At 65.9% G+C, this 22,574-nt stretch carries 26 protein-coding genes and 1 pseudogene; 18 read left to right on the forward strand and 9 right to left on the reverse strand.

The annotated features are described in order from the left end of the window. The first annotated feature begins 392 nt into the window (after positions 1–392). Entirely contained in the window at positions 393–1,610 is a 1,218-nt protein-coding gene (locus tag AC5WS7_RS03975; protein WP_495952943.1) for an alpha/beta hydrolase family protein, read from the forward strand. 119 nt (positions 1,611–1,729) lie between these two features. Here AC5WS7_RS03975 and AC5WS7_RS03980 read toward each other — a convergent pair whose 3' ends face one another. The 3 genes from AC5WS7_RS03980 to AC5WS7_RS03990 all read right to left on the reverse strand — a co-directional run bounded on the left by AC5WS7_RS03980 (position 1,730) and on the right by AC5WS7_RS03990 (position 3,040). Then, positions 1,730–2,047, reverse strand: a complete 318-nt coding sequence (locus AC5WS7_RS03980) for a hypothetical protein (RefSeq protein WP_495952944.1) — start codon at positions 2,045–2,047, stop codon at positions 1,730–1,732. Continuing rightward, the gene (locus tag AC5WS7_RS03985) at positions 2,047–2,283 is read right to left on the reverse strand and encodes a hypothetical protein (protein WP_495952945.1); all 237 of its coding nucleotides are present in this window, start codon (positions 2,281–2,283) and stop codon (positions 2,047–2,049) included. The genes AC5WS7_RS03980 and AC5WS7_RS03985 overlap by 1 nt, the downstream gene beginning before the upstream one ends. A gap of 151 nt (positions 2,284–2,434) precedes the next feature. Next, the gene (locus AC5WS7_RS03990) at positions 2,435–3,040 is read right to left on the reverse strand and encodes a TetR/AcrR family transcriptional regulator (protein WP_495952946.1); all 606 of its coding nucleotides are present in this window, start codon (positions 3,038–3,040) and stop codon (positions 2,435–2,437) included. A gap of 83 nt (positions 3,041–3,123) precedes the next feature. Here AC5WS7_RS03990 and AC5WS7_RS03995 point away from each other — a divergent pair, with 83 nt between their 5' ends. From AC5WS7_RS03995 to AC5WS7_RS04015, 5 genes are all read left to right on the forward strand, one after another. Next, positions 3,124–3,432, forward strand: coding sequence for a hypothetical protein (locus tag AC5WS7_RS03995; RefSeq protein ID WP_495952947.1), 309 nt, complete (start codon positions 3,124–3,126; stop codon positions 3,430–3,432). Between the two features lie 242 nt (positions 3,433–3,674). Further along, positions 3,675–4,052 carry a hypothetical protein gene (locus tag AC5WS7_RS04000; RefSeq protein ID WP_495952948.1) on the forward strand — a complete coding sequence of 126 codons (378 nt, stop codon included), beginning with the start codon at positions 3,675–3,677 and terminating at the stop codon, positions 4,050–4,052. Positions 4,053–4,446: 394 nt separating this feature from the next. Then, the gene (locus AC5WS7_RS04005; protein ID WP_495952949.1) at positions 4,447–5,073 is read left to right on the forward strand and encodes an HdeD family acid-resistance protein; all 627 of its coding nucleotides are present in this window, start codon (positions 4,447–4,449) and stop codon (positions 5,071–5,073) included. A gap of 162 nt (positions 5,074–5,235) precedes the next feature. Next, entirely contained in the window at positions 5,236–5,664 is a 429-nt protein-coding gene (locus AC5WS7_RS04010) for a hypothetical protein (RefSeq protein ID WP_495952950.1), read from the forward strand. 200 nt (positions 5,665–5,864) lie between these two features. Then, positions 5,865–6,509 carry an AI-2E family transporter gene (locus AC5WS7_RS04015; RefSeq protein WP_495952951.1) on the forward strand — a complete coding sequence of 215 codons (645 nt, stop codon included), beginning with the start codon at positions 5,865–5,867 and terminating at the stop codon, positions 6,507–6,509. Here AC5WS7_RS04015 and AC5WS7_RS04020 read toward each other — a convergent pair. Further along, on the reverse strand, positions 6,421–6,807 hold the full coding sequence (locus AC5WS7_RS04020) for an LD-carboxypeptidase (RefSeq protein WP_495953734.1): 387 nt from the start codon (positions 6,805–6,807) through the stop codon (positions 6,421–6,423). The genes AC5WS7_RS04015 and AC5WS7_RS04020 overlap by 89 nt on opposite strands. Before the next feature lie 156 nt (positions 6,808–6,963). On the opposite strand from AC5WS7_RS04020, the gene AC5WS7_RS04025 reads away from it, so the two are divergent. Further along, positions 6,964–7,374, forward strand: a complete 411-nt coding sequence (locus AC5WS7_RS04025; RefSeq protein ID WP_495953735.1) for an efflux permease Rv1217c-related protein — start codon at positions 6,964–6,966, stop codon at positions 7,372–7,374. Positions 7,375–8,118: 744 nt separating this feature from the next. Here the strand turns inward: AC5WS7_RS04025 and AC5WS7_RS04030 are convergent. Then, the gene (locus AC5WS7_RS04030; protein WP_495952952.1) at positions 8,119–8,358 is read right to left on the reverse strand and encodes a flavodoxin domain-containing protein; all 240 of its coding nucleotides are present in this window, start codon (positions 8,356–8,358) and stop codon (positions 8,119–8,121) included. A gap of 244 nt (positions 8,359–8,602) precedes the next feature. On the opposite strand from AC5WS7_RS04030, the gene acsA reads away from it, so the two are divergent. From acsA to AC5WS7_RS04075, 9 genes and pseudogenes are all read left to right on the forward strand, one after another. Then, the gene (gene acsA / locus AC5WS7_RS04035; protein WP_495952953.1) at positions 8,603–10,402 is read left to right on the forward strand and encodes an acetate--CoA ligase; all 1,800 of its coding nucleotides are present in this window, start codon (positions 8,603–8,605) and stop codon (positions 10,400–10,402) included. 65 nt (positions 10,403–10,467) lie between these two features. Then, complete coding sequence (gene pdhA, locus AC5WS7_RS04040) at positions 10,468–11,412, forward strand: pyruvate dehydrogenase (acetyl-transferring) E1 component subunit alpha (protein WP_495953736.1); 945 nt, start codon at positions 10,468–10,470, stop codon at positions 11,410–11,412. After that, on the forward strand, positions 11,409–12,377 hold the full coding sequence (locus tag AC5WS7_RS04045) for an alpha-ketoacid dehydrogenase subunit beta (protein WP_495952954.1): 969 nt from the start codon (positions 11,409–11,411) through the stop codon (positions 12,375–12,377). Before pdhA ends, AC5WS7_RS04045 begins: the two co-directional genes overlap by 4 nt. A 1-nt stretch (position 12,378) precedes the next feature. After that, positions 12,379–13,833, forward strand: a complete 1,455-nt coding sequence (locus AC5WS7_RS04050) for a dihydrolipoamide acetyltransferase family protein (RefSeq protein WP_495952955.1) — start codon at positions 12,379–12,381, stop codon at positions 13,831–13,833. A 4-nt stretch (positions 13,834–13,837) separates the two neighbouring features. Next, positions 13,838–14,092, forward strand: a complete 255-nt coding sequence (locus tag AC5WS7_RS04055) for a phosphopantetheine-binding protein (protein ID WP_495952956.1) — start codon at positions 13,838–13,840, stop codon at positions 14,090–14,092. A 67-nt stretch (positions 14,093–14,159) separates the two neighbouring features. Beyond that, entirely contained in the window at positions 14,160–14,537 is a 378-nt protein-coding gene (locus tag AC5WS7_RS04060; RefSeq protein WP_495952957.1) for an adenine nucleotide alpha hydrolase family protein, read from the forward strand. Between the two features lie 683 nt (positions 14,538–15,220). Beyond that, positions 15,221–15,892, forward strand: coding sequence for a CBS domain-containing protein (locus AC5WS7_RS04065; RefSeq protein ID WP_495952958.1), 672 nt, complete (start codon positions 15,221–15,223; stop codon positions 15,890–15,892). Positions 15,893–15,980: 88 nt separating this feature from the next. Further along, a pseudogene (locus AC5WS7_RS04070) lies at positions 15,981–17,090 on the forward strand (ribonucleotide reductase barrel domain-containing protein); the annotation flags it as partial. Between the two features lie 22 nt (positions 17,091–17,112). Further along, positions 17,113–17,475, forward strand: coding sequence for a ribonucleotide reductase barrel domain-containing protein (locus AC5WS7_RS04075; RefSeq protein ID WP_495952959.1), 363 nt, complete (start codon positions 17,113–17,115; stop codon positions 17,473–17,475). A gap of 74 nt (positions 17,476–17,549) precedes the next feature. On the opposite strand, the gene AC5WS7_RS04080 is transcribed toward AC5WS7_RS04075, so the two are convergent. Next, entirely contained in the window at positions 17,550–18,479 is a 930-nt protein-coding gene (locus tag AC5WS7_RS04080; protein ID WP_495952960.1) for a universal stress protein, read from the reverse strand. A 39-nt stretch (positions 18,480–18,518) separates the two neighbouring features. Beyond that, on the reverse strand, positions 18,519–19,139 hold the full coding sequence (locus AC5WS7_RS04085) for an Rv1733c family protein (RefSeq protein ID WP_495952961.1): 621 nt from the start codon (positions 19,137–19,139) through the stop codon (positions 18,519–18,521). Between the two features lie 206 nt (positions 19,140–19,345). On the opposite strand from AC5WS7_RS04085, the gene AC5WS7_RS04090 reads away from it, so the two are divergent. Next, positions 19,346–19,507: a hypothetical protein gene (locus AC5WS7_RS04090; RefSeq protein WP_495952962.1), complete on the forward strand. Its 162-nt coding sequence runs from the start codon at positions 19,346–19,348 to the stop codon at positions 19,505–19,507. Between the two features lie 768 nt (positions 19,508–20,275). Further along, positions 20,276–21,112 carry a slipin family protein gene (locus AC5WS7_RS04095; RefSeq protein ID WP_495952963.1) on the forward strand — a complete coding sequence of 279 codons (837 nt, stop codon included), beginning with the start codon at positions 20,276–20,278 and terminating at the stop codon, positions 21,110–21,112. Between the two features lie 43 nt (positions 21,113–21,155). Here the strand turns inward: AC5WS7_RS04095 and AC5WS7_RS04100 are convergent. Both AC5WS7_RS04100 and AC5WS7_RS04105 read right to left on the reverse strand, forming a co-directional pair. Then, a protein-coding gene (locus AC5WS7_RS04100) for an IS5 family transposase (RefSeq protein ID WP_495952964.1) occupies positions 21,156–21,958 on the reverse strand; the annotation gives its coding sequence in 2 pieces (ribosomal slippage) (positions 21,156–21,286 and positions 21,286–21,958; 804 coding nt in all). 269 nt (positions 21,959–22,227) lie between these two features. Further along, the gene (locus AC5WS7_RS04105; protein WP_495952965.1) at positions 22,228–22,560 is read right to left on the reverse strand and encodes a hypothetical protein; all 333 of its coding nucleotides are present in this window, start codon (positions 22,558–22,560) and stop codon (positions 22,228–22,230) included. Positions 22,561–22,574: the final 14 nt, after the last annotated feature.

Here is a 22,574-nt window from a genome sequence, read left to right on the forward strand (position 1 = left end):
ACCCATGCTTCGGCCCGAGATGTACGCCGCCATGGGTGAGTACTGGCGTACCGGAGAGTGGAAACGTTGAGCCGCAGGTGAATTCAGCCGCGAACGACCGTCAGGCTGTTGGCATTACGGGCTTTACCCGAGCTCCTGCGGGCACGTCTGGCACGGGACGTCGTCGATGAACTCGTCCACCTACGCGTTTGCCGCAGTCCACAACGGATTTCGTCCAGTATCGAGGTGATCGGCCGGACTGCTCATGATTCGCGTGCTCGGGTCGATACCGTCACGTGTATGGGGCATAAGAGTTTTGACGATCTTGAGTTCGCGCCGCCGGCTGCACACCGCGGTCGACGAGATCGCAGGCGAGGCGGTGACCCCGGCGCACGCACCTGGGGCCAGCGTTGATGCGTACTGACCGCCGGCGGTTACGCCGAATCCTGAAGACCTTGCTCGTCCTGGCGATCGTGCTGGTCGTGACGTTCGGTGGCTACCTCGGTTATGTGGCGGCCCGGAGTGGCCGGCAGGTCATCCTGCCCGCCCCGACCGGCCGTTATCCAGTCGGCCGGACCACGGTCGACTTGACCGACCACACTCGTACCGATCCGCTCGCTCCTGGGCCGGGCATGCCGCGGGAGCTGTCCGTGTGGCTGTGGTACCCGGCGTCACCCGTCCCGGGCGCGTCACCCGCGCCCTACGCCCCGGGCGCCTGGTCGAAACTGCACATGGGCGGCCTGCCCGGGCTGGGCGAGACCAGTTTCGGCGACATCCGGGTGCACGCCGTCGCCGACGCCCCGGTCGCCGCCGTCAGGTTCCCCGTGGTTGTGCTCGAACCCGGGTTGGGGCTGGCCGCGCCGCAGTACACCACGCTTGCGGAGAATCTGGCCAGTCACGGATACCTGGTTGCCGGGATCACCCCCACCTACAGCGCGAAGCTGACGGTGCTGAACGGACGGCCGGTGAGCGCGACTCCCGCGGGCAATCCGCAGGACTCCGACGCGGCCGCCGTGCGCCCGGTCGACGACCGGCTGGTCGGTGTATGGGCGGCCGACGACCGCTTCGCCGCCACCGAGGTCGCCGCACTGGACAGCACGGGGCGGTTCGCCGGGCACATCGACGCGGCTACCACCATGTACTTGGGCCATTCCTTCGGCGGAGCCGCCGCATTGCAAGCCTGCCACGATGACCCGCACTGTGCCGGAGCAGCCGATCTGGACGGAACCCAGTTCGGGTCGGTCGTCCACTCCGGACTTGGCAAACCAATGATGTTGCTGGCCAGCCAGAGTTCCTGCATCACCGGAACGTGCCGGCCGAGCAATGCCGACGAACAGTCCGAACGCGACGCCGCTCACGCCTTGCTGACCGCCAGCACCGGGCCCGTCTGGAGTTACCGGCTCAACGGGGCCGGGCACTTCAACTTCAGCGACTACGGCGCGTACTACCTGGCCGCGCCGATCCGGCCTGTGGTCGGGCTCGGGTCGATCGACGGCGACGACGCGCTGGACATCACCGACGCTTACCTGGTCGCGTTCGTCGACCATGTGGCCCGCGGCCTACCGGAACCGCTGCTGGTCGGCCGGTCCTCGCCGTACCCCCGGGTCGAGGTACAGCGCACCGCGTCGTGAGCATGTGCACAGAAGTTCGGACATCCGTGCAGCCGACTCCGAACATCGACATGGGGAATCCCTGGTCGGCCCTCTCCGGAATGTTGGAAAAACGTGTCGAAAAGCCCAGACCTTGCCTACTAGGGGCCGAGGATGGCGCGGATCTGGTCGGCGGCTCGGCTCGCGATGTGTTCCTCGAGGATGACGATCGGTTCCTCGGCTTCGGCGAACCATCCCGGCCCGACCGTGAACGGGGCGCCGGTGAGCGCGACACCGACCGGCCCGAGGTCGCAGATGATCGCGTTGCCGGAGAGTGGTTCGGCGATGACCTCGACGATGATGTACTGCCGCCGGATCCGGTTGTAGTCGTCGGAACTGACTATGAGACAGAGCATTCCGCCGGGCAGCACCGATCCCGACGGGGCGTTCCAGACCTCGCCGAATCGCGGTTGGGTCATCAGCCGACGGCTCGGCGCTGCGTGATCAGGGCGGCGGTGAGTGTGGTCGCCCGGTCCGGGGTGTGGCCGGCCGCGTCGAGAGTGGCGCTGTCCGCGGCGATGCGACGGCGCAGATCATCGCGGCGCACGAGGTCCGAGAGGTACGCCGACCGGTCCACGCCGTCTTCCGCGGCTCGGCGCGCGAGGATTTCCAGGGTTTCGTCGTCGAACGACACCGACGTCTTCCGTCCTGCCATACCGCCGAGCATACCGCCATGGGCGGTAAGCCGATGCAAGCCCCTGACGACATTGCTCGCCCGCGCCCTATCTGCGCGACCTCTTAAGACCGTTTCATGTCTCATGTCGTTTGCGACGCGCTCGGTGACCGCCCCGCGCGGAAATGGGTGCCTATTCGTTCGGTGTGCCCGGTGCAGCATCCTCGCGCGCGGATTCCGGTGTGCCGTGGGCGATGTCGTGGAAGGCGTGTCGGAGCATGGCCGTGATCCGTTCTGGTTCGGCGTCGCGTAGTCCGTCGAGTTGGAGCAGGTGGCGTCCGATGACGGCGCCGATGGTGATTGCGCCGATGAGTCCGGCGCGCAGATCGGCGTCGGTGGCGGCCATGTGGTCTGCGGCCTGTCGCTGCCGAGCGGTCATAGCCGAACGGATGTCGTCGGCGGCTTGGGGGTGGGTGAACATGGATCGGATCGCTGCCAGCGCGTCTATCGGCTGCTCGGCGAGCTTGTGTTCCAAAGCGGCCAGTAATTGTTCAGCTGCCTGCTCGGGAGTACCCGTCACCTCGTCGTCCGGTTCGATCCCCGCGACCCGCGCGAACAGGTTTGCCTTCGAACCGAAGTAGCGCATGACCAGTCCGGGATCGGTGGCCGCTTCGGCCGCGATCGCCCGGATGGTGGTCGATTCGTATCCGCCCTCGGCGAACAGGCTGCGTGCCGCCTGCAGGATGCGCGCTTGGGTATTGCGGCGCTGTTCGGCGCGAGTAGCTGGTCGGGGACTCACCTGCTCAGTCTATGGCGTTGACCGAACGGGCCCTGCCCTGTAGATTTCAGTCAACGTTGTTGACTGAACAGGGGTGATTCCTGGTGTGGCTCACAGTTCTTCTCGCGATGATGGCCGGCCTGATGGGCGCGAACGCTGTCCCGCATTTCGTCAAAGGCATGGTCGGTGAACAATTCCCGAACGTGTGGGGCAACTCCGCGTTGCGCAACGCGGTGGCCGGAACCCTCGGTCTCGTGTTGGCGGTCATGATCGGCTACTGGGCCGATTTCGGTGCACACACTGTTGCGGGCATCGGCAGTGCATCGGTCGGTGCGCTGGTTATGGCGGTGTTCCACGGACTCCGCGGGGCCTATCGCCTGAACACCGCTCTTGGTCTCCCCAATCCCGTGTAGGGTGGGAATGTCGTTGCAGTACATCGGCTTTCGATGCCGCGATTGCCAGGCCAGTTGAGGTGAGCGACTGGGGATATGCCGACGAAATAGCTTGTTTCTCGGGGGACGGATTCTGGCGGCTTTCATGATTGGTTGCGCCGCGCGGGAGCTCCGAATCGCACAGTGCGCCATGCCGGGCCGAACCGACGCCGCGGGCATTGACGCCGCCCAGCGGATCTGCACCACCTACCCGTGCACTACCCGTGCTGCTGCTGTCCGGATACATCTACACCGACCAGCTGATGGACCTGACCACAGGCCCAGGCGGCACCGACGGCCTGGGCTACCTCCTCAAAGAGCGCGTCCACGACCACGGCCTCGACACATTCATCTACGACATCCACCGCGTCGCCCGCGGAGGCACCGCGACGAACGCGCTGTTCGACGTCGGCAACATGCCTCTGCTGCCCAGGAGTTTGAAGATCACCACCGACGGCGTCCCTGATGCGGAAGGACTGACCGCGAGCGACGATCGGAGCCTGTCGATGTTCGATGACGCGCTGCACGCCTCCGCATCTCCCGCGGATTCCTCGTGGATGACCGAGGAACAGGGATGGTGGCTGCTGGACCGGCTCGCCTGAGAAGTAAGCGGCCGAGGCGCGGACACTTCACCTGGCCGGGCTTCCGGTAGCTGCTGCCCCTGCAAAGGCGTGGCACACGCATCGACTCGGCCATTCGCAGCCCTCTGATTCAGCTCCCGCGATTCCAGACCCCGAACGCCAGCCGCCGGCCGGCATCAGCGAAAGGTGTGTCTGGTTGTCATCAGACAGTCCGCGGCACTGCGGCACCGGCGACGAAGGGGTGGCAGCCGCCGCGTCGCAGGTTTGTCGAAACGACCACGGTCATTTCCCGCAGTTCCGCCTCAGCGAGCACGACGCAGCCGCCTGCAGTGGTGTTTCGAGGGCGTTGGTCCCTATCAGGCGACCCGGGACAACGACAGCATGGGAATCACCACAGCTGTCGGAAGGAGTTGTCATGAAGACAGACGAAACACCGGGTTTCCTGCGTCATCTCTGGGAAGTCAAGCTCGTCTCCGGCCTCGCGGCTCTGGTTTTGGGAGTCCTGGTACTGGCTTGGCCCGGCATTTCGATCCTCGTCGCGGCCGTGTTGTTCGGGGTGTACCTGGTGGTGTCGGGCCTGGCCGAGATCGCATTCGCGTTCATCCTGCACGTATCGGTCTCGTCCCGGGTGCTGTTGTTCCTTGCCGGTGTCCTGTCGATCGGGTTGGGAGTGTTGGCTTTCCGTCATTTCGGTGCGGGATACGCGGTATTGCTGCTGGCCATCTGGATCGGGATCGGATTCCTGTTCCAGGGCGTCGCGGAAACCGCGACAGCGATCAGCTTTCCCGAGCTGCCCGGCCGTGGCTGGCACCTGTTCTTCGGCGTCATCAGCATGCTCGCCGGGCTGGTGGTGCTGGCGTGGCCGTTCCATTCGATCGTCGTGCTCGCCATCGTCACCGGGGTGTGGCTGGTGGTGCTGGGCGGCTTCCAGATCGTCTCCGCGTTCACGACCCGCAGGGCGGTGACAACGACGCAGAAGACCTCGGGACGACTCTTCGGGGCCCAACGAACCCCCGGCGGCGCGATCCCATCCCACGGCTGAGCACAACCGGCCGGTGCCCCGGCGACAGGTCTGCCGGCTTGCGGGCGACACCCATCCACCAGCGGACAGCACCGGGACCTTCGGCCCTTGGCTGTGTGTGTTCACCCGGCGCAGGCTTTTCCCGTACAGCGCACGCGTCCATTCAGGAGAAAGGAACCGGAGATGAAACCGTTGTCGGACTCGCTGATGGATCTCGCCACCCGCATGAAGCGAGTGGAGGACTCGGCCGCCACCACACGGGAGAAGAACCGTACCGCACTACAAGAACGCCGCCAGAAACTCGAAAACGACTTCGACCGCTCGGGAAAGGAACTGGACGCGGCAATCGGGAGGGCGCGCGGTCAGATGCGCGAACGGTGGTCACAGACGAGAAGTTCGATCGACGAGCAGATGACGGCGATGCGGACCGACTTCCAAAAGCGTAAGCAGGAACTGGACACCAAGCACGCACAGCAGGCAGCCCAGGACGCCGAACAAGACGCCGCGGCAGCCATCGTCCTGGCCGAATACTGCCTCGACGCCGCGGAATGGGCCACGATCGAGGCAGGGCTCACCCGCGCCGAGGCCGACGCGCTGACCAACAAGGGTTAAAGGCACACACCGGCCGGTGATCCCGGTCGGCGGCAATCCGGGACCACTCGAAGGCCGCTACCGACGGCCGGTTCAAGCTGGTCGATACCGCCGTCGCGCGCTCAGGCGCCGCGCCTGTTGTAGCGCGCGGCGGTATCGACGGGAAGTGGCACCAGTGAACTGGCGATGATGCGTGGGTAAGCGCGAACAGGGTCGCAGCATTGGACGCAGACGAGCACAGTCGGGCCGACGGCCACCCCCTTGCCGAACAAGGACACCATCGCCGTGTGGGCCGCCCGCACAGTGATGACGAAGGCGCGATCGTGTCCGCGGAACATGTTGCGGCACAATTACGATCGGACAGTCCGCCACTCGGTGCACGCGGTCGGCGATTCGATCGGCGCTCACCGTTTCATATCGGATTGATGGCATCGGCAGGGGTCGCGGTGACCTACGGCGCGGTGCGCCTCCTCGGCACCGCATCCTCGGTGCTGGTGTTGGTCGCCGCGGCTATGTTTTTCGCGTTGGGAGTGGAGCCCGCGGTGTCTGGGCTGGTGAACCGCAAGGTCCCCCGATGGGCGGCGGTGAGCCTGGTGATCGTGGTGGTCTTCGGTATCCTCGCCGCAGTCCTCGCCACGGCCATAACGCCGCTGATACGAGAAACGCACCAATTTTACGAACAGGCCCCGCACCTGCTCCAACAGGCCCAGAACCACTCGAGCGTGATCGGCAGACTCGACGAGCGCTTTCATGTCCAACAACGAATCACGGGCACTATCAACAGCCTGGGCGCTTCCGCGGTCGGAACCGTTTTGCGGGCCGGACGGACGATGTTCGGGGCGGTTTCGGACGGTGCTGGTGAGTAGCTGGTGACGGTCGCGATTGCGTTGTCCCGACCAGGCAGCCGTGGATGCCCGGGACTCGGCAGTTGTGCCAGATCGCCAGGTGCAGGTAGGTGATGTCGCTGAATCCGATCAACGGTTTGGGGTCTGCGCGGATAGCGCCGAAGTCGAGGCCCTCGAGAATGCGGTAGGTGTCGGCACCACCACGTGTGGTGATCACCGCTCTGACCGTGGGATCGGCATAGGCGGCGTTGAGGTCGGCGAGCCGGTCTTCGGCGGCACCGGCCAGGTAACCGTGCCGCTCCAGGGCGTGGTCACCGATCTCGACTCAAAGCCCCAGTCCCGCAGGACCTTTGCGTAGTCATCGATCGCCGCAGGTTCGGGGTAGCCGCCCGCGGCGAGGAATCCACCGGCCGCCTCGAACTCGTGCTCGCCATGCCCCGCTCACGCACCGGCTGGCTCGGCGGGCCGCATCCTGCTGTCGGCGACGGCCGCACTGGCGGCGACGACACTCGCGACCGGGTCGATCTGGATCGGCGCGTCGATAACCGGTGAGCACGTCCGCGTGAACGGCCTCGCCGCAGCCGTCGGCAATACGATTCCCCTGATCGTGATCGCCACCGGCTTCACCGCCACCATCCTCGCAATCTGGCCCCGCGCCGTCTCCTTTACCGACGGCGTGGTCGCCGCCACTTATCTCTGGGACGCACTCGGCACCGCCCTGAAAGCCCCCGAATGGTCCTTGAAAATAAGCCCTTTTCACGCCTTGTCCCGAGTCCCCTTGCAACAGTTCGCCATTACCCCCGCCGCAGTCCTGACTGTCACGGGCCTCGCCCTGATCGCCCTGTCGCTCTTGGCATTCCGCCGCCGCGACCTGGGCACGGGATGACTCACATGGATACCCCTCGCTGCTGGCCACCCGTTCTGGGTGTGCCGATCGATCAGTTCATGACGCTCGATGCCCGCACAACGATGCGCGATAAGGATTTCTCAGCCGCGTGCAAGGGACGAACACGCTTACCGAGTTCATCGAACTCGACGAGGATGCCGCTTTCATCGACCGGGCCAAGGCCCGGGCCCGCCACGTCGAACGAACAAGGTGTGCGAGTCGTGCAGTTCGGCTACGACCTGGGCAACACCACTGCCATCGTCAATCGGATCGGCCGGTCGCGGCACAACACCTGGCTGGGTCGACGACCCCGGACATCAGCGCACCACCCTACGCGCCGCGCTGACGTGCCCGTTGGACACACCACACCCCCAGCTGTACCTCGTCGACCTGCCCTATCAGGTTCGTGCGGCCGCTGCTCACGCTCGTGCGACGGGATGGGTCGGTGTCGACAGGGGCTGCGGGAGCCGCAGGGTCCGGGCGATGGACGTGGCCCAGCCGATAATGGCGTTCCAGTCACGCAGATCGCCGTAGCGACCGCCACCCATCAGCCGGTACAGGGTGCGGGCAGCGAGCGAGACCCCGACTCGTTCGTAGTGCCCGCGAATGCCGCATACCCGACCGGCTGAATCGTATCGCGCACTGCGGCAATCTTTTTCGGCACGTATGCAGCGATTCTGCGGCCGATCGGCCCGCGCAATGCCGGTCCCGCGCCGACGCTGAAGAGCCACACCGGTATGGCGTTCAGTTCCTCGATGTGGTGATGTACGTATCATCGACGTTCGGCAGCAGGGCCATGTCGTGTACGGCGCTGCCGAGCACTACGGCATCGAAACGCGTCAAGTCGGGGGCATGCTCGACATCGGCCAATTCGACGGTGGCGCCGCGTGCCCTCAGGCTCTCGGCGATGAATTCGGCGATCTCGCAGGTCGAACCCTGGGCGGTCGCGTATATCACGGCGATGCGGGGTAGCTGCGGTTCCATACCAAGCAGCCTGCGCCCTGCGTCGAAGCGCAAGTGAGAGGACTCGTGCCCGGCCGGGCGGGACCAATGTCTCGGCCGGCCTGCGGAATGAGTTCTGCACCGTGTATGCGGGCCACGACTCGCCGGCTGACAGCCCGCACGACCGAGGTCACCATTTCCCGGTGCCTTTACGCTCTTCCACCCGCGAGCCGCGCGTCGTTGACTCGAGTTGCGGGGAGAAGGAAACCATGGCGGGAGCGTGGACGTGACGGGCACGGCGAGGCATGACGTGGGCACCGCGCGGTACGCGCCGATCGAGAAGTCGGCTGCCGACGTCGGCTCCGCCAATATCGGCGATTACGCGCGAGCGCGACGTGAATTCTGCTGGGACACCGCCCGAGCCGAGCTGTCCGGTCTTACCGGGGGTGGGGTCAACATCGCTGTGGAGGCGGTCGACAGGCATCTGGATTCGCCGGTGGGGTACGCGCCGTCGCTTCGATGGTTGTCGGCAACCGGCGGTGGTACCACCCTGGATTGTGCGGACCTGGTCGCGCTGAGCAACAGGTTCGCCAACGTCCTGCACGCACTCGGGATCTATCGTGGGGAGCGGGTGTGTACTCTGCTGGGCCGTACGCCTGAGCTGTACATCGCATCTCTCGGCGCCTGGAAAGCCGGTTGCGTCGTATCGCCGCTGTTCTCGGCATTCGGACCGGAGCCGGTACGCCAGCGCCTGGCCCTGTCGGAGGCGAGCGCACTGGTCACCACTTCTGCCTTCTATCGCCGCAAGGTCGCGCCGGTGCGGGACGCACTTCCCGCGTTACGGCACGTCATCGTCATCGACGCCGACAGTGACCTGCCCGGAGTTGTCTCGTTACCCACGGCGATGGCTGCGGCCGAGGCCGAATTCAACGTTGTGCGAACGGATTTCGAGGATCCGGCATTACTTCATTTCACCAGCGGTACCACGGGCATGCCCAAGGGGGCAGTGCACGTGCACGGTGCGATCGTGGCGCACCGGGCGACCGCGCGAGCCGCGCTGGATCTGCGCGGCGGCGATGTGTTCTGGTGCACAGCCGACCCGGGCTGGGTCACCGGCATGTCCTACGGGGTGATCGCACCGCTGAGCCTCGGGGCGACCGTGATCAGCGACGAGGCCGAGTTCGATCCGCAACGCTGGTACGACGTGCTGACCGCTGAACGCGTCTCGGTCTGGTACACCGCGCCGACGGCGTTGCGGATGTTGATGCGCCACGGCAACGAGTTGCCGCCCGGAACGGACCTGTCGGGCCTGCGGTTCGTGGCCAGCGTCGGCGAGCCGCTGAACCCGGAGGTCGTGGTGTGGAGCGAGCGGGTACTGGGGCATCCCGTGCACGACAACTGGTGGCAGACCGAGACAGGCGCCATCATGATCGCCAATATCGCTGCGGCACAGATACGCCCCGGTTCGATGGGACGTCCACTGCCCGGCGTGGAGTCGACGATACTGCGACTCGGCACCGGCGGGCGGGCCGCGGTAGTGGGCGGTGCGGTGATCGCGGCCGATACCGGTGAAGTCGGTGAGTTGGTGTTGCGAGCGGGCTGGCCGTCGATGTTCCGCGGCTATCTGAACGACCCGGTCAGGTATGCGGACGCGTTCGCCGACGGCTGGTATCTGACCGGCGACCTGGCCCGCTGCGACGAGGACGGTTATTACTGGTTCGTCGGTCGTGCGGACGACGTCATCGAATCCGCCGGGCATCTGGTGGGGCCGTTCGAGGTGGAGAGCGTGTTGATGTCCCACCCGGCAGTCGCCGAGGCCGGCGTGATCGGCACCCCGGATCCGGTCGCCGGGGAGTTGGTCAAGGCGTTCGTACTGTTGCGCCCCGGGGTCGCGCCCAGCGAGACCCTGCGCGCCGAGCTGACCGCGTTCGGCCGCCGCGCGCTGGGCGCGGTGGCGCCCAAACAAGTCGAGTTCGTCGACAGCCTGCCGCATACGCGCTCCGGAAAGGTGATGCGCCGGTTGCTCAAAGCCCGCGAATTGGGCCTGCCCGAAGGGGATCTGTCCACTCTGGAGACGGCACGATGAGCACCACCGACATGCAGCCCGCAGTTGTGGAGCCGGAAATCGGGGCAGAGCCCGAGCCCGATCCGATGCGACTGCTGCACGAGATGATCCGGATCCGTCGATTCGAGGAACGCTGTGTGCAGCTCTACAGCGCCGAGAAGATCCGCGGTTTCCTGCACCTGTACATCGGAGAGGAAGCGGTGGCTGCCGGGCTGCTGAGCCAGATGGAACCGGACGATGCGGTCGTGTCGACCTACCGCGAGCACGGCCACGCCCTGGTGCGCGGGATTCCCATGTCCGCGCTCATGGCCGAGATGTTCGGCCGAACCACCGGATGCAGCCACGGGCGCGGCGGATCGATGCACCTGTTCGATGCGAGTCGCCGGTTCTACGGCGGAAATGCGATAGTCGCCGGAGGACTGCCGGTCGCTACCGGCCTGGCGCTGGCCGACAGCCTGACTGGACGGAATCGAGTCACGGTGTGCCTGTTCGGCGACGGCGCCGTCGCCGAAGGGGAATTCCACGAGTGCATGAATCTGGCCGCGCTGTGGCGGCTTCCGGTGCTGTTCGCGTGTGAGAACAACCAGTACGCCATGGGCACCGCGCTGGCCCGTGAGCATGCGATGACCGATTTGGCGTTGCGGGCGGCCGGATACGGTATGACGGCGTGGCCGGTCGACGGCATGGACGCGATGGCCGTTGCCGCGGCGGCGCGTCGCGCGCTGACTTCCATTCGCGGCGGCGGCGGCCCGTGCTTCCTGGAAGTGAGGACCTACCGGTTCCGGGCGCATTCGCTCTACGACGCCGACCGGTACCGTGACAAGGCCGAGATCGCGCGGTGGCGCGAGCGCGATCCGATCCGGCTGCTGACCGAACAATTGCGCGACACCGGCGAATTCAACGACGGGACGCCGGCGGCGTTGGAAGCGGACGCCGATGCGGAACTGGACGCCGCCATCGCCGCGGCCGAAGCGGCGCCGGTCGAGCCCATTACCGAACTGACCCGCCACGTCTACGCGGAGCGGCCATGACCACCTACCGGGATGCGGTGCGGGCAGCCCTGCGAGATGCCCTGCTCGCAGACGAGCGGGTGTTTCTGATGGGTGAGGACGTCGGAGCCTACGGCGGCTGCTACGGCGTCACCCGAGGCCTGCTGGAGGAATTCGGGCCGGGACGCATTCGCGACACACCACTGAGCGAATCGGCGTTCGTCGGAGCCGGGATCGGCGCCGCGCTCGGCGGTCTGCGGCCGATCGTCGAGGTCATGACCGTCAATTTCAGCCTCCTCGCGCTCGATCAAATACTCAACAACGCGGCCACCATCCGGCATATGTCCGGCGGGCAGCTGGGCGTGCCTCTGGTCATCCGGATGGCCACCGGGCCGGGACGTCAACTCGCAGCGCAACATTCGCACAGCCTGGAAGCCTTCTACGCACACATCCCGGGCCTGCGCGTGGTGTGTCCGGCGACCGTCGCCGACGCGCGCGGAATGCTCGGATCCGCTCTGCTGGACCCGGACCCGGTTCTCGTCTTCGAACCGATCGCGTTGTACAACAGCCGGTCCGAACTCGCCGAGGATGCGGGTGTGGTCGACCTGGACAATGCCGCGGTCCGGCGCTGCGGCACCGATGTCACGGTCGTCGCCTATGGCGCGACCGTGCCGGTCGCGCTCGCCGCCGCGGAAGAGGCGGCCACGCACGGAATTTCGGTCGAGGTGGTGGATCTGCGTTCCTTGCGCCCGCTCGATGAGAAAACGCTGCTGGAATCGGTGTGCCGGACGCATCGGCTGGTCGTCGTCGACGAGGGCTGGCGCAGCGTGGGCATCGCCGCGGAAGTCGCGGCTCGCGCCTGCGAACACGCCTATTACGACCTGGACGCACCGATCCGCCGCGTCTGCAGCGCCGAGGTGCCGATCCCGTACGCCCGTCAGCTCGAGGAGGCCGCGCTGCCGCAGACGGCCACGGTCATGGCCGCGATCCGGGAGGCGGTGGGCTGAGGTGATCGAATTCCGGATGCCCTCGCTGGGCGCGGACATGACCGAGGGCACCGTGCTGCACTGGTTCGTTCACCCCGGTGACCCGGTGAAACGTGGTGACATCGTCGCAGAGGTCGACACCACCAAAGCCGCGATCGAGATCGAATGCTTCGACGACGGCGTCGTCGAGCAGATCCGTGTCCCCGAAGGCCGGACCGTGCCGGTGGGGGAGGTGCTCGCCACGATCGGCGACGGAGTGTCGAGGGCACCGGACCGAACACAGCGGGCCCCCACGCAGACCACCGCCGAGCCCGCGTCACAGGAATCCCCCCGGATCGCCGCCGAAACCGGGTCGCAGGCCCCTGCCGCTTCGTCAGCGGAACTCGAACACACTCATCCGCCACAACGAATGACACCGCTGATCCGACGCCTGGCCGAGCAGGCCGGTCTCGATGCAGACGCGCTATACGGGACCGGGCCCGCGGGGCGAGTGTTGCGCTCGGACATCGACTCGGCTATCCGGCGGCACGACGCCGTGCAACCGGAAGACGGGAAAGTTCGGAACGGTCCGAGTCCGGCCGCATCGACGGGCCCGGGTTCCGCGCAGCACACCCGTGCGTCGGGGCTGGCCCGGCGGCTCGCCGATACCAGCGGCGTGGATCTGTCCGCGGCGGTCGGGAGTGGTCCGGGCGGTGCGGTGCGAGCCGGTGACCTACCGTCGGCACCACCCAAGGGCGAAGTCGAGACGTCTGCGGAGACGACGTCGGCCGACACCGCGACCAAAACACCCGAATCCGTCGGTCCCGGCCGCGATATCGCGGCCATGCGGTCGATGATCGCAGCCGCGATGGTGCGCTCCAAACAAACCGTCCCGCACTACTATTTGTCCGACACCATCGACGTGTCCGCCGCTACGGACTGGCTGCTGCGCAGGAACGCGACGGCATCCGTGGAAAACCGAATCCTGTTGCCCGCAGTACTTTTCCGCGCGATCGCGAGTGCTGCCCGGCAGGTGCCGCAGCTGAACGGTTACTGGTTGCACGACGGTTTCCAGCCCGCGTCGGCGGTGCACCTGGGCGTTGTGGTATCCCTGCGCGGTGGTGGCATCATCGTGCCGACGATCCCCGATGCGGACGGTCTGGACCTCCCGGGGATGATGTCGGCGCTGCGCTCGGTCGTGGCGCGTGCCCGCGCCGGGCGCCTGCGATCCTCGGACACCACCGCGGCCACCATCACCGTGACCAATCTCGGTGATATGGGCGTGGATTCGGTCTACGGAGTGATCGCCGTCCCTCAGGTGGCCATCGTCGGTGTGGGAGCTGTGCGCGAACGCCCCTGCGCCGTGGACGGATTGTTCGGTGTGCGACCACAACTGACCGCCACACTGTCCGCCGACCACCGCGCCAGCGACGGTGCGACCGGCGCTCGTTTCCTGCATGCCATCGCCGATCTCGTACAACATCCCCAGGAGCTGTGAAGCCATGGCCACCACCGATGCCCGCGAATCCGCCGGCGCAGCCGTTCGGGACGCGCTGCGCGGATTCGCCACCGAATCCGAACTCGCGACCTTGGACCAGGACGTACCTCTGCGCACCGCACTGGAACTGGACTCCCTGGACTTCCTGACCTTCGTCGAAAGACTCTCCGCCCTCCGCGGCGAGGCGATCGCCGAAAGCGACTATCCACGTTTGACCACGATTCGCTCCTGTGTCGATTTCCTCGGGAGCAGCGGGTGAGCGAGGGGACACCGGAATCGGAGTTCGTGTCGCCGATCGTGGTGAGCACCGACGGTTCGGCGATATCGTGCCAGGCGGTGGCCTTGGCCGCGACCGGCGCGGCACTGCACGGGAGGGCAGTACGAACAACGCGCCCGCGGTGGCGCTGGCCTTCGAGGAAGCGGCACTGCGCGGCGTGGACCTGGTCGCGCTGCGATGCTGGAACGATGCGAGTGGCAGAATATCTCCCGCAGTCAGCTGGAATCAGGTGCAGGACAAGGAATTCGCTGCGCTGGCGGAGAATCTGGCCGGGCACCGCGATCGCTATCCGGAGGTCGTGGTGCGCAGCGTCGTAGCCCACGAGCAGTCTGCCCGCGCCTTGCTGGCCTCGATTCACCGAGGAAGTCGTCGTCGGCGTCACCGGGGACGGGAAAGTGACGCCGACCGAGAAGAGTGTGCCGTGTGAGCAGACACGGATGCGAGGGACGAAAGTCACCGCTTGCGGGGTAGTTCGTGACGTGTCCGGCGGAATTGTGTTCGAGCCGGTGGCATCATCGCTGGGTCTCGAGACGGCTCTTATCTATGGGGCGTCTGTTCCGTGAATCGGTGCGATAGCGGGTGCGCGTAGGAGGTCCTGATCGTGCCTGCGAAACCGGGAGTTTCCTTCATGCTCCGATGGCTCGGGCCAGATAGGGCCAGGAATCACGCAGATCGGTCTCGAACTGCCCCATGTATGGGATCCCTGCGGACGATCGATGTATACCGCCGGGATCTTCAGATCGATGGGCCGGGGCCGCGAATGCCGAGGTGCATTGCTGCGCGCTTGCCTCGATCGGCGGCGCGGGCGGACCGCCCGGTCGGTGGGGCCGGGAGTGCCGGATGCGGCCGAGAGGTGGAGGGTCTTCCCCGTCAGCGCGGTCGTGTGGGCGAATGCGTCGTGGGGCCTGCCGGTGGTAGGAACTGACTTTGCCGGATCGTGGTGTCCGCGGCACCTCTGTGGGCTGCGGACATTCTCGAGCCGCGGTTTTCGCCGCCAGCGGCGGTCGTCTGTCCGGTGTCCATTGGTCCTGCAGCGTCGGGATGTTGGCCTCCTGATCGTGATCACATCGGCGGGCAGACTGGGTGAACGTCGGCGTGAAAGGGGAAAACGTGAAGCACAAAATAGTTGCTGATGTCATGACTCGCGATGTCGTCTCCGTGCGTCTGGACACACCGATGCGAGATGTGGTGAACGCTCTGGTCGATCATGGCGTCAGTGGCGTGCCGGTGCTCGACACGCGGGGGCACGTGGTCGGCGTGGTCACCGAAGCCGACCTGATCGTCAAGCAGGCCGCTGTCGGGGGAGTGGTCGGTCCGGCGATGCGGCATAGACTGCAGCGTCAGGCTGTCACCGGAACGATGGCTCGGACCGCGGCCGAGTTGATGAGTTCACCGGCGGTGACGGTCGAGCCGGGGGTGCGGCTCACCGCGGCCGCGGCGACGATGGCTCGCCGTGGTGTGAAGTGCCTTGCGGTTGTCGATGCCGACCAGCAGTTGGTCGGCGTCATCAGCCGAAGAGATGTGCTGTCGGTGTATCGGCGTTCCGATGCGGAACTGGCCGATGACATTCGCAGTGAGGTCCTGCGCATGATGATTCGTACGACCTCCGAACAGGTGCAGGTCGAGGTGGTGGATGGTGTCGTCACCCTGCGAGGTACCGTGCCGCATCCGATGCTGATCGCCATCGTCATCGCATTGACCGAGGCCATCGAGGGCGTCGTCGACGTGCGTAACGAACTCGTCGCGGCCGACACTGTCGCAAGTTCACAGACCGCGAGTTGACGGCACAACGAACTGGCCGCAGGGGACCGCACAGACGGGAATCGCGGTGCGGCGGTCGTCGGCTCGGTGAAGTCCGGCCGGCGCGGAGGTGGGTGATGTGACCGACACGGAGGCAGCGGTAGTCGACGAGATAGGGCTGTCTCCGGCTGCGCTCGAGCTTGTCACGGCGCGGTATCTGCGTCGCGATGCGACTGGGCGGGTGTGTGAGTCGACGGGGCGGATGAGGGACCGGGTAGCGGAATTCGTCGCGCGGTCGGAGGATTCCTATCGTCGCGGTAACGCCGCCCGATGGGCCGCGCGATTCTCGGCAATGCTTCGTGGGCTCGAATTCTTGCCCAACTCGCCCACATTGATGAATGCCGGCACCGCTTCGAGGGTCTTGTCCGGGTGTTTCGTGCTGCCGATCGAGGATTCGCTGGCATCGATCTTCGATACCTTGGGTACGACCGCCGTGCTGCACAAATTCGGTGCCAGCACAGGATTTTCCTTCTCGCGGTTGCGTCCTCGTGGGGATGTGGTGTCGTCGACAGGTGGCCGGGCGAGCGGACCGGTATCGTTTATCCGCCTCTACGACACCGCGGCACAGGTGGTTCGGCTGGGCGGGCGGCGGCGCGGGGCGAATATGGCCGTTGTTCTCGATGTCCATCATCCCGATATCGCGGCGTTCGTGCATGCCAAGACCGACGTTGCCGTTCTGCCCACGTTCAACCTGTCGGGCGGTGTCACCGACGATTTCATCGCGTCAGCCGCGTCGGATCGGCCGGTTCCGCTGATCAACCCGCGAACCGGAGCCATCGTACGGGAGATCCCGGCCCAGGGTCCGCTGAAAGATATTGCGGTACAGGCATGGCAGACCGGCGAACCTGGAATCCTTTTCCTGGACACCATCAACCGGGCCAATCCGCTGCCTTGTGCGGGGCGGATCGAGGCGACCAACCCGTGTGGTGAGGTGCCGCTGGCCGCCTACGAATCGTGCAACCTCGGCTCGATCGCTCTGCCCCGCTTCGTTTCCGAGGGCCGGCTCGATACGGACGGACTGGCCGATACGGTAGACGCGGCCGTGCGGTTTCTGGACGACGTGATCGACATGGCGAACTATCCCGCGCCCGAACTCGCCGCCGCCGCACATGCAACCCGCAAGATCGGTTTGGGTGTCGTGGGATTCGCCGAAACGCTTGCGGTCCTTGGAATCCCGTATGCGCGGCGTCTGGACGCCGCAGGTGGCTGCCGAGGTCGTCGCCACTGGTACCGCGGCATGCCCCGGGCTGCCCGATGACCTGCGAAGATGTTTCGTCACCGCGCGCGAGATCGACCCGATCTGGCATATTCGGGTGAAGGCCGCCGTTCAGCGACACACCGATACCGCCGTCGCCAAGACGGTGAACCTTCCCGAAGACACCGGGATCGATGGCGTCCTGCGCATATTCGGCGAAGCTTGGCGCCAGGGTTGTAAGGGAATCACCGTGTACCGCAGCGGCAGTCGCCCCGACGAGGTATTGCGGGCCCCACAGGCCGAGACCCGACAGGTCGATGTCCACGGCCACTACACCGGCGGCTCACCGATCCCCGGCCGAGCCGACTGAATGCCAAACCCTGGTCAGCAGGTGAGGTCGGTGCGGCATCCGCCGGACCTGCTGGGGGGTGGTCTCAGCGCCCATCACTTTCCGCGTGTGAGGAGACCTGCATCGTGCTCGCGCACGACGATGATCGGGCAGTCGGCCGACTGCACCACGGCGTGGCTGGTGGAACCGAGCAGCATGCCGGTGAATCCGCCGCGGCCGTGGCTCCCGACGACGACGAGTTGAGCCTTCTCCGATTCCTCCAGTAGTGCGCGAGCGGGCCTGTCCCGCGTCAGGATTCGCCGGACCGGCACGTCCGGGTAGCGTTCGCTGAAGCCCGCCAGGTTTTCCGCCAGTAGCGCGCCTTCCGATTCGTGCACGGTCTCATCCCAGCCCAACAGCGGAACCTCGCTCCCGGTGATGTCACTCCAGGCGTGCAGGGCTACGAGTGCGACCCTGCGCAGCGATGCCTCCTCGAACGCGATCTCGATCGCGGGCACGCTGTTCGGACTTCCGTCCACACCGACAAGTACCGGCCGGTGCGCCGAGACAGCGTCCGTGGCGGGCGAATGCACGACCGCGACCGGGCAATGTGCGTGCCGCGTCAGCGCCGTGCCGACCGAGCCGAGAATCCCGCGCCTGAGCATTCCGAGCCCGCGGCTGCCGACAACCAGCAAACGAACCTTGCGCGACCGGAGGAGCAGGTGCGCGATGATCGGGTCGTGGATCACTTCGGTGTCGATCTCGAGCGTCTCGGCCGGCGCGGCGGCCCGTGTGACGCGACACGCTTCGGCCATGACCCGTTCCCCCTCGGCCTCGAGCCAGCTCAGGTCGTCATCGGTCAGCACCGGAGTCGGACCGAAACCGGTCGATACTGCGGTCGAGGTGATCAGATGCAGGGCGCAGCCGTGCAACGCCGCGGTGACCGCGGCCCACGCCGCACCGTGATATGCCACCGCTGAACCGTCGACAGCGGCGACGATCGGTGGATTCGACTTCTCTGGTCGGGATTCGGTTCGGTCGGTCATTGTGCACTCCCGGGATTCGATGGCTGGATGTCGGCGGCTTTACTTGTCCTGTCCGATCGAACGGCCGACCAATTGCCACTCCTGTGCCCACGCGGCGCTGCGACATGCCTCGAGAATCCGAACCGTCAACACCACCGCAACGGCAGCACCACACCAGATTCCGAGTAATGAGCCGATGCCGGTTGCGATGGCCTGGATCGCCGCGTAATCCGATGGAATCGGAGGCCTGGTCGGGCGACCATGCGCGTCCAGCCACAACGGAATCCGATCCCCGGGCTTCGCATCACCGCCGACCGCAGTGGTCGACTGCCCTGAGCGTCCGTTCTCGTTCCACGACACCATCGCATCGAACCGGTCATCGGCCACCGTGTACGCCGCGACTCCCGTAGACAAGCGGGGAACAAAGACCGGAGCTGTGGTGATCGTCGCGGTGACTTCGACTTCCGTCGCATTCTCCATGCGAAGATGCACCGCGGCAGGAGAATACGTGGCGGTGCCCAGAGCTCCCGCCACCGGAATCGCCGCCAGTACCGCAATGACCGCCACGATACGAACGACCCCCTCGAACCGGTCCGACAATCGCATCAGCGGGTTCGTGCTCCACGGCAATGCCCGCCAAATTCGCAGCGTTGCCGTCGAGGACCTCATCACCTCGATCACCCGCTTCTCGTTCCTGGCCTCGCGCCACACAGCGCGTATACGACACAGGTCCAGCGGGCGCCACCAACAGCGTATCCTCTTCTGCCAGGCCTCATCCCCGCTGGGCTCAACGATCCGTATTCAGCATCGCGCGGCAGCGAACCGCGCCGAGACTGCCGAAAGTCACCGTGCGGCGGGCCGTCCGGCATCGATGAGCGCATGGGGTGATGTATCTGTTGCTGTCGACGCCCGCACGACCGCTGCAGGCGAACACGGCCTGCGGCGACCTGTGCGAGGCCACCCGGCGGTGGGTTAGCGCCGATACCGAAGTCAACGATGTTCTCCGCGACTTCTGTCAGAACCGTACACTCCGCGAAACCAACCAGTGAAACCGAACTCGCCGATGTGTGCATCCGCTGTAGCGACAGCGGCCAGTAAGGAGTTGTCGCTGGGCGTGTTCGCGTGCAGCGCGATCACTGGCGGTGCGATCGGAGCGCAGCTGCGGATCGGGATGCCGGAGACGAAAGTCCTGGACTGTGCGAGTCGTGCTGCTCTGTCCGACGAGCCGCGCTGCGGCGAGACTGGCAGCTAGATGTCCGGGTCGTGATCGGCGCGGGGCGGTCGATTCATGACAGGAGTACGCCATGGTCCAGAACATGCCCAAGTACCAGGACGTCGATGATTCACGGAATTCGGCCGTATGGCCCGACCCCAGTCCGTTGAGTTCCTGGTGGGAAGCCGTGATGCACGGTGACGTTCGCCCGCATCCGGTTTCGGACAGTCCGCTGGGGCGAAGTGATCGCATAGGTCTGCGGCGCTAGGTCTGTCCTCTACCACCGCTACGACGGTCACTACGGGCTAATCACCGCAGCCGAATGAGCACAGCTGTGCGGCCGGCAAGCATTCACACAGTCGTGTGATATGTGAGAACCGGAACCGGAACCGGAGCCGTGTCACCGGTTTGCGAACAGTGGCGAGTGGGTCGGCTCGGGTGATGGGATTTCGGCTGGGACGTTCGCCCGGCGATAAGGAACCGGAAGGCCCTGGGCGGCGGCCCGTACCACGCGCATCGTCGAGGACGACACCCCGCACCCGGCGGGAAGCTGAACCCCGATGCGGCAGCAGGCGGCCGGCCATGAGAAGGGAAGGCCATCAGCATGATTACCGGAATCGTCATCGCCGTCCTGGTGGTGCTGCTCATCCTGGCGGCACTCTCGATCCGGGTGGTGTTTCAGTATCAACGTGGTGTGTTGTTCCGGCTCGGGCGCGTGATCGGGGTCCGGCAACCGGGGCTGAGGTTCATCATCCCGGTCGTCGATCAGTTGAGGCGGGTGTCGATGCGGATCGTCACCATGCCGATCCAGTCCCAGGGCATCATCACCCGTGACAATGTCAGCGTCGACATCTCCGCGGTCGCCTATTTCCGCGTCGTCGACGCCGAGAAGTCGGTCGTCGCCATCGAGAACGTGTACGCGGCGATCGATCAGATCGCTCAAACCACATTGCGCAAGGTCGTCGGGCAGCACAGCCTCGACCAAACTCTCGCGCAGACCGACGCCATCAACGCCGACATCCGCAAAATTCTCGATACCACCACCCTGGAATGGGGTGTCGAGGTCACCCTGGTCGAGCTCAAGGACATCCAACTCCCCGACGCCATGCAGCGCGCGATGGCCCGGCAAGCCGAAGCCGAACGGGAAAAGCGCGCGAAAATCATTGCCGCCGAAGGCGAATCCCTGGCCGCCGCGGCGTTGGGCGACGCCTCGGACACCATGATGGCCCACCCGCTGGCACTGCAGCTGCGCAATCTGCAGACGCTGCTGGAACTGGGCGTGGACAAGAACACCACAGTGGTGTTCCCGGCGCCGGTGATGAGCGCGATCAGCGACATCTCCGCGTTCATCACCCGCGAAATCGCAGCCACCACAGTCCCACGGCCGCAGAACGAACGACGGGCCGATGTCCCCGACGCTGTGCTGAAGATGCCGACCTGATCTTGCCGCAATGCCTCTCAGAACGTGTTTGTGAACGGTGGAGTCATGACCCGCCGCCTCTGGCGAGGCAGCGGGTCATGGTGAAGATCATGGCGATATAGACGATGGCTTCGTAGTGGTCGGGTCTGGTCTCGTAGTCGCGGACACAGCGGCGATGTTTGGTGATCCAGGCTAGGTGCGCTCGACGACCCAGCGGCGGGGAAGTACCTGGAATCCTTTGAGGTCATCGGTGCGCTTGATGATCCGAATAGTCAGTGCCAGAACGTGTTTCGCCCATTCGACCAGCCTTCCGGCGTATCCACCGTCGGCCCACACCAGGGTCACGGTGGCGAACCTCGCGCGCATCGCCGCCAGCAGCCGGATCGCGCCGTCGCGGTCCTGGATCGAGGCGACGGTCACCACCACTGCCAGTAGCAGTCCGAGACTGTCCACAGCGATGTGGCGTTTACGGCCGTTGGTCTTCTTCCCGGCGTCGTAACCGCGGCTGGCCGCGGGCACGGTGTCACTGCCCTGCACCGATTGCGAATCGATGATCGCCGCCGTTGGCTGCGGTGCCCGTCCGGCGTGGACCCGGACCCGGTCGCGCAGCGCGTCGTGGACCTGCCGCCAGGTCCCTGCGGCGGCCCAGCGGCGGAAGATCGCGTAGACCGTCATCGTGGGCGGGAACTCGCGTGGCAGCTGACGCCAGGCGATTCCACCACGAACCACGTAGGAGATCGCATCGAGAATCACACGCCTGCAGTATTTTTCATGCCTGCCGCCTTTGCCTCCCTGATTGCCCGGCGCCGGCAGCACCGCTTCCAGAACGGCCCATTGCGCGTCGGTGAGCGACGAGGACGGATACACCGCGCATCGATGCCCCGCACTGAGCCGCGGGCCGGGCACGACGAACACACGGCGATAGACGACGATGATGACAAGCGAACTCCTGGTGGCGTGCAGTAGATCTCAGCAATCACTGCTCTACCAGGAGTTCACCCATACCTCACGCGCCACGAACGAGCCGCCACCAAGATCACAAACACGTTCTAAGTCCTCGGTGGTGACCACCGCCGGGATTCAGGTGGGTCTGCGGGTCGTTCCCGCCGCCACGTGGGGCGCCGCGCTGCTGTACTTCATTGGGTCCAAGGCACGCTGCACGTCGCCCGCTCCGACACGCGGTTCGCGAGCATTGCCGCAGGGAAATCCTTGGCGCCGTTGATATCCGGCGTGTTCGACAGGGGGTCGACGGCTTGGTTTCCGATGTCACACACCGTGTCCCTACGATGCCAGGCGCTTCGGAGGACGCCCGGATGCTGCCGGGGGTATGGGATGCGCTCGCGGATGCGATCCAACGGTGCGAGCTCGGCGGCGATGATGATCGTGACCAGCGGCCTTTCGACCTCAGGCCGCGGGACCTTCGGCAGCGTTGTCGCTCGTGCCGCGCTTTTTACTGTTGGAGTATCCATCTCCAGTTCCGGGT

Source organism: Nocardia sp. PLKS1-43 (assembly GCF_059510335.1).

Excerpts from the sequence above, each read along its gene's own strand:
- AC5WS7_RS03975 (WP_495952943.1), top strand. The coding sequence starts at position 393 with ATGCGTACTGACCGCCGGCGGTTACGCCGAATCCTGAAGACCTTGCTC.
- AC5WS7_RS03980 (WP_495952944.1), bottom strand. The coding sequence starts at position 2,047 with ATGACCCAACCGCGATTCGGCGAGGTCTGGAACGCCCCGTCGGGATCG.
- AC5WS7_RS03985 (WP_495952945.1), bottom strand. The coding sequence starts at position 2,283 with ATGGCAGGACGGAAGACGTCGGTGTCGTTCGACGACGAAACCCTGGAA.
- AC5WS7_RS04005 (WP_495952949.1), top strand. The coding sequence starts at position 4,447 with ATGAAGACAGACGAAACACCGGGTTTCCTGCGTCATCTCTGGGAAGTC.
- AC5WS7_RS04010 (WP_495952950.1), top strand. The coding sequence starts at position 5,236 with ATGAAACCGTTGTCGGACTCGCTGATGGATCTCGCCACCCGCATGAAG.
- AC5WS7_RS04030 (WP_495952952.1), bottom strand. The coding sequence starts at position 8,358 with ATGGAACCGCAGCTACCCCGCATCGCCGTGATATACGCGACCGCCCAG.
- pdhA (WP_495953736.1), top strand. The coding sequence starts at position 10,468 with ATGCGACTGCTGCACGAGATGATCCGGATCCGTCGATTCGAGGAACGC.
- AC5WS7_RS04045 (WP_495952954.1), top strand. The coding sequence starts at position 11,409 with ATGACCACCTACCGGGATGCGGTGCGGGCAGCCCTGCGAGATGCCCTG.
- AC5WS7_RS04055 (WP_495952956.1), top strand. The coding sequence starts at position 13,838 with ATGGCCACCACCGATGCCCGCGAATCCGCCGGCGCAGCCGTTCGGGAC.
- AC5WS7_RS04080 (WP_495952960.1), bottom strand. The coding sequence starts at position 18,479 with ATGACCGACCGAACCGAATCCCGACCAGAGAAGTCGAATCCACCGATC.
- AC5WS7_RS04090 (WP_495952962.1), top strand. The coding sequence starts at position 19,346 with ATGTATCTGTTGCTGTCGACGCCCGCACGACCGCTGCAGGCGAACACG.
- AC5WS7_RS04095 (WP_495952963.1), top strand. The coding sequence starts at position 20,276 with ATGATTACCGGAATCGTCATCGCCGTCCTGGTGGTGCTGCTCATCCTG.
- AC5WS7_RS04105 (WP_495952965.1), bottom strand. The coding sequence starts at position 22,560 with ATGGATACTCCAACAGTAAAAAGCGCGGCACGAGCGACAACGCTGCCG.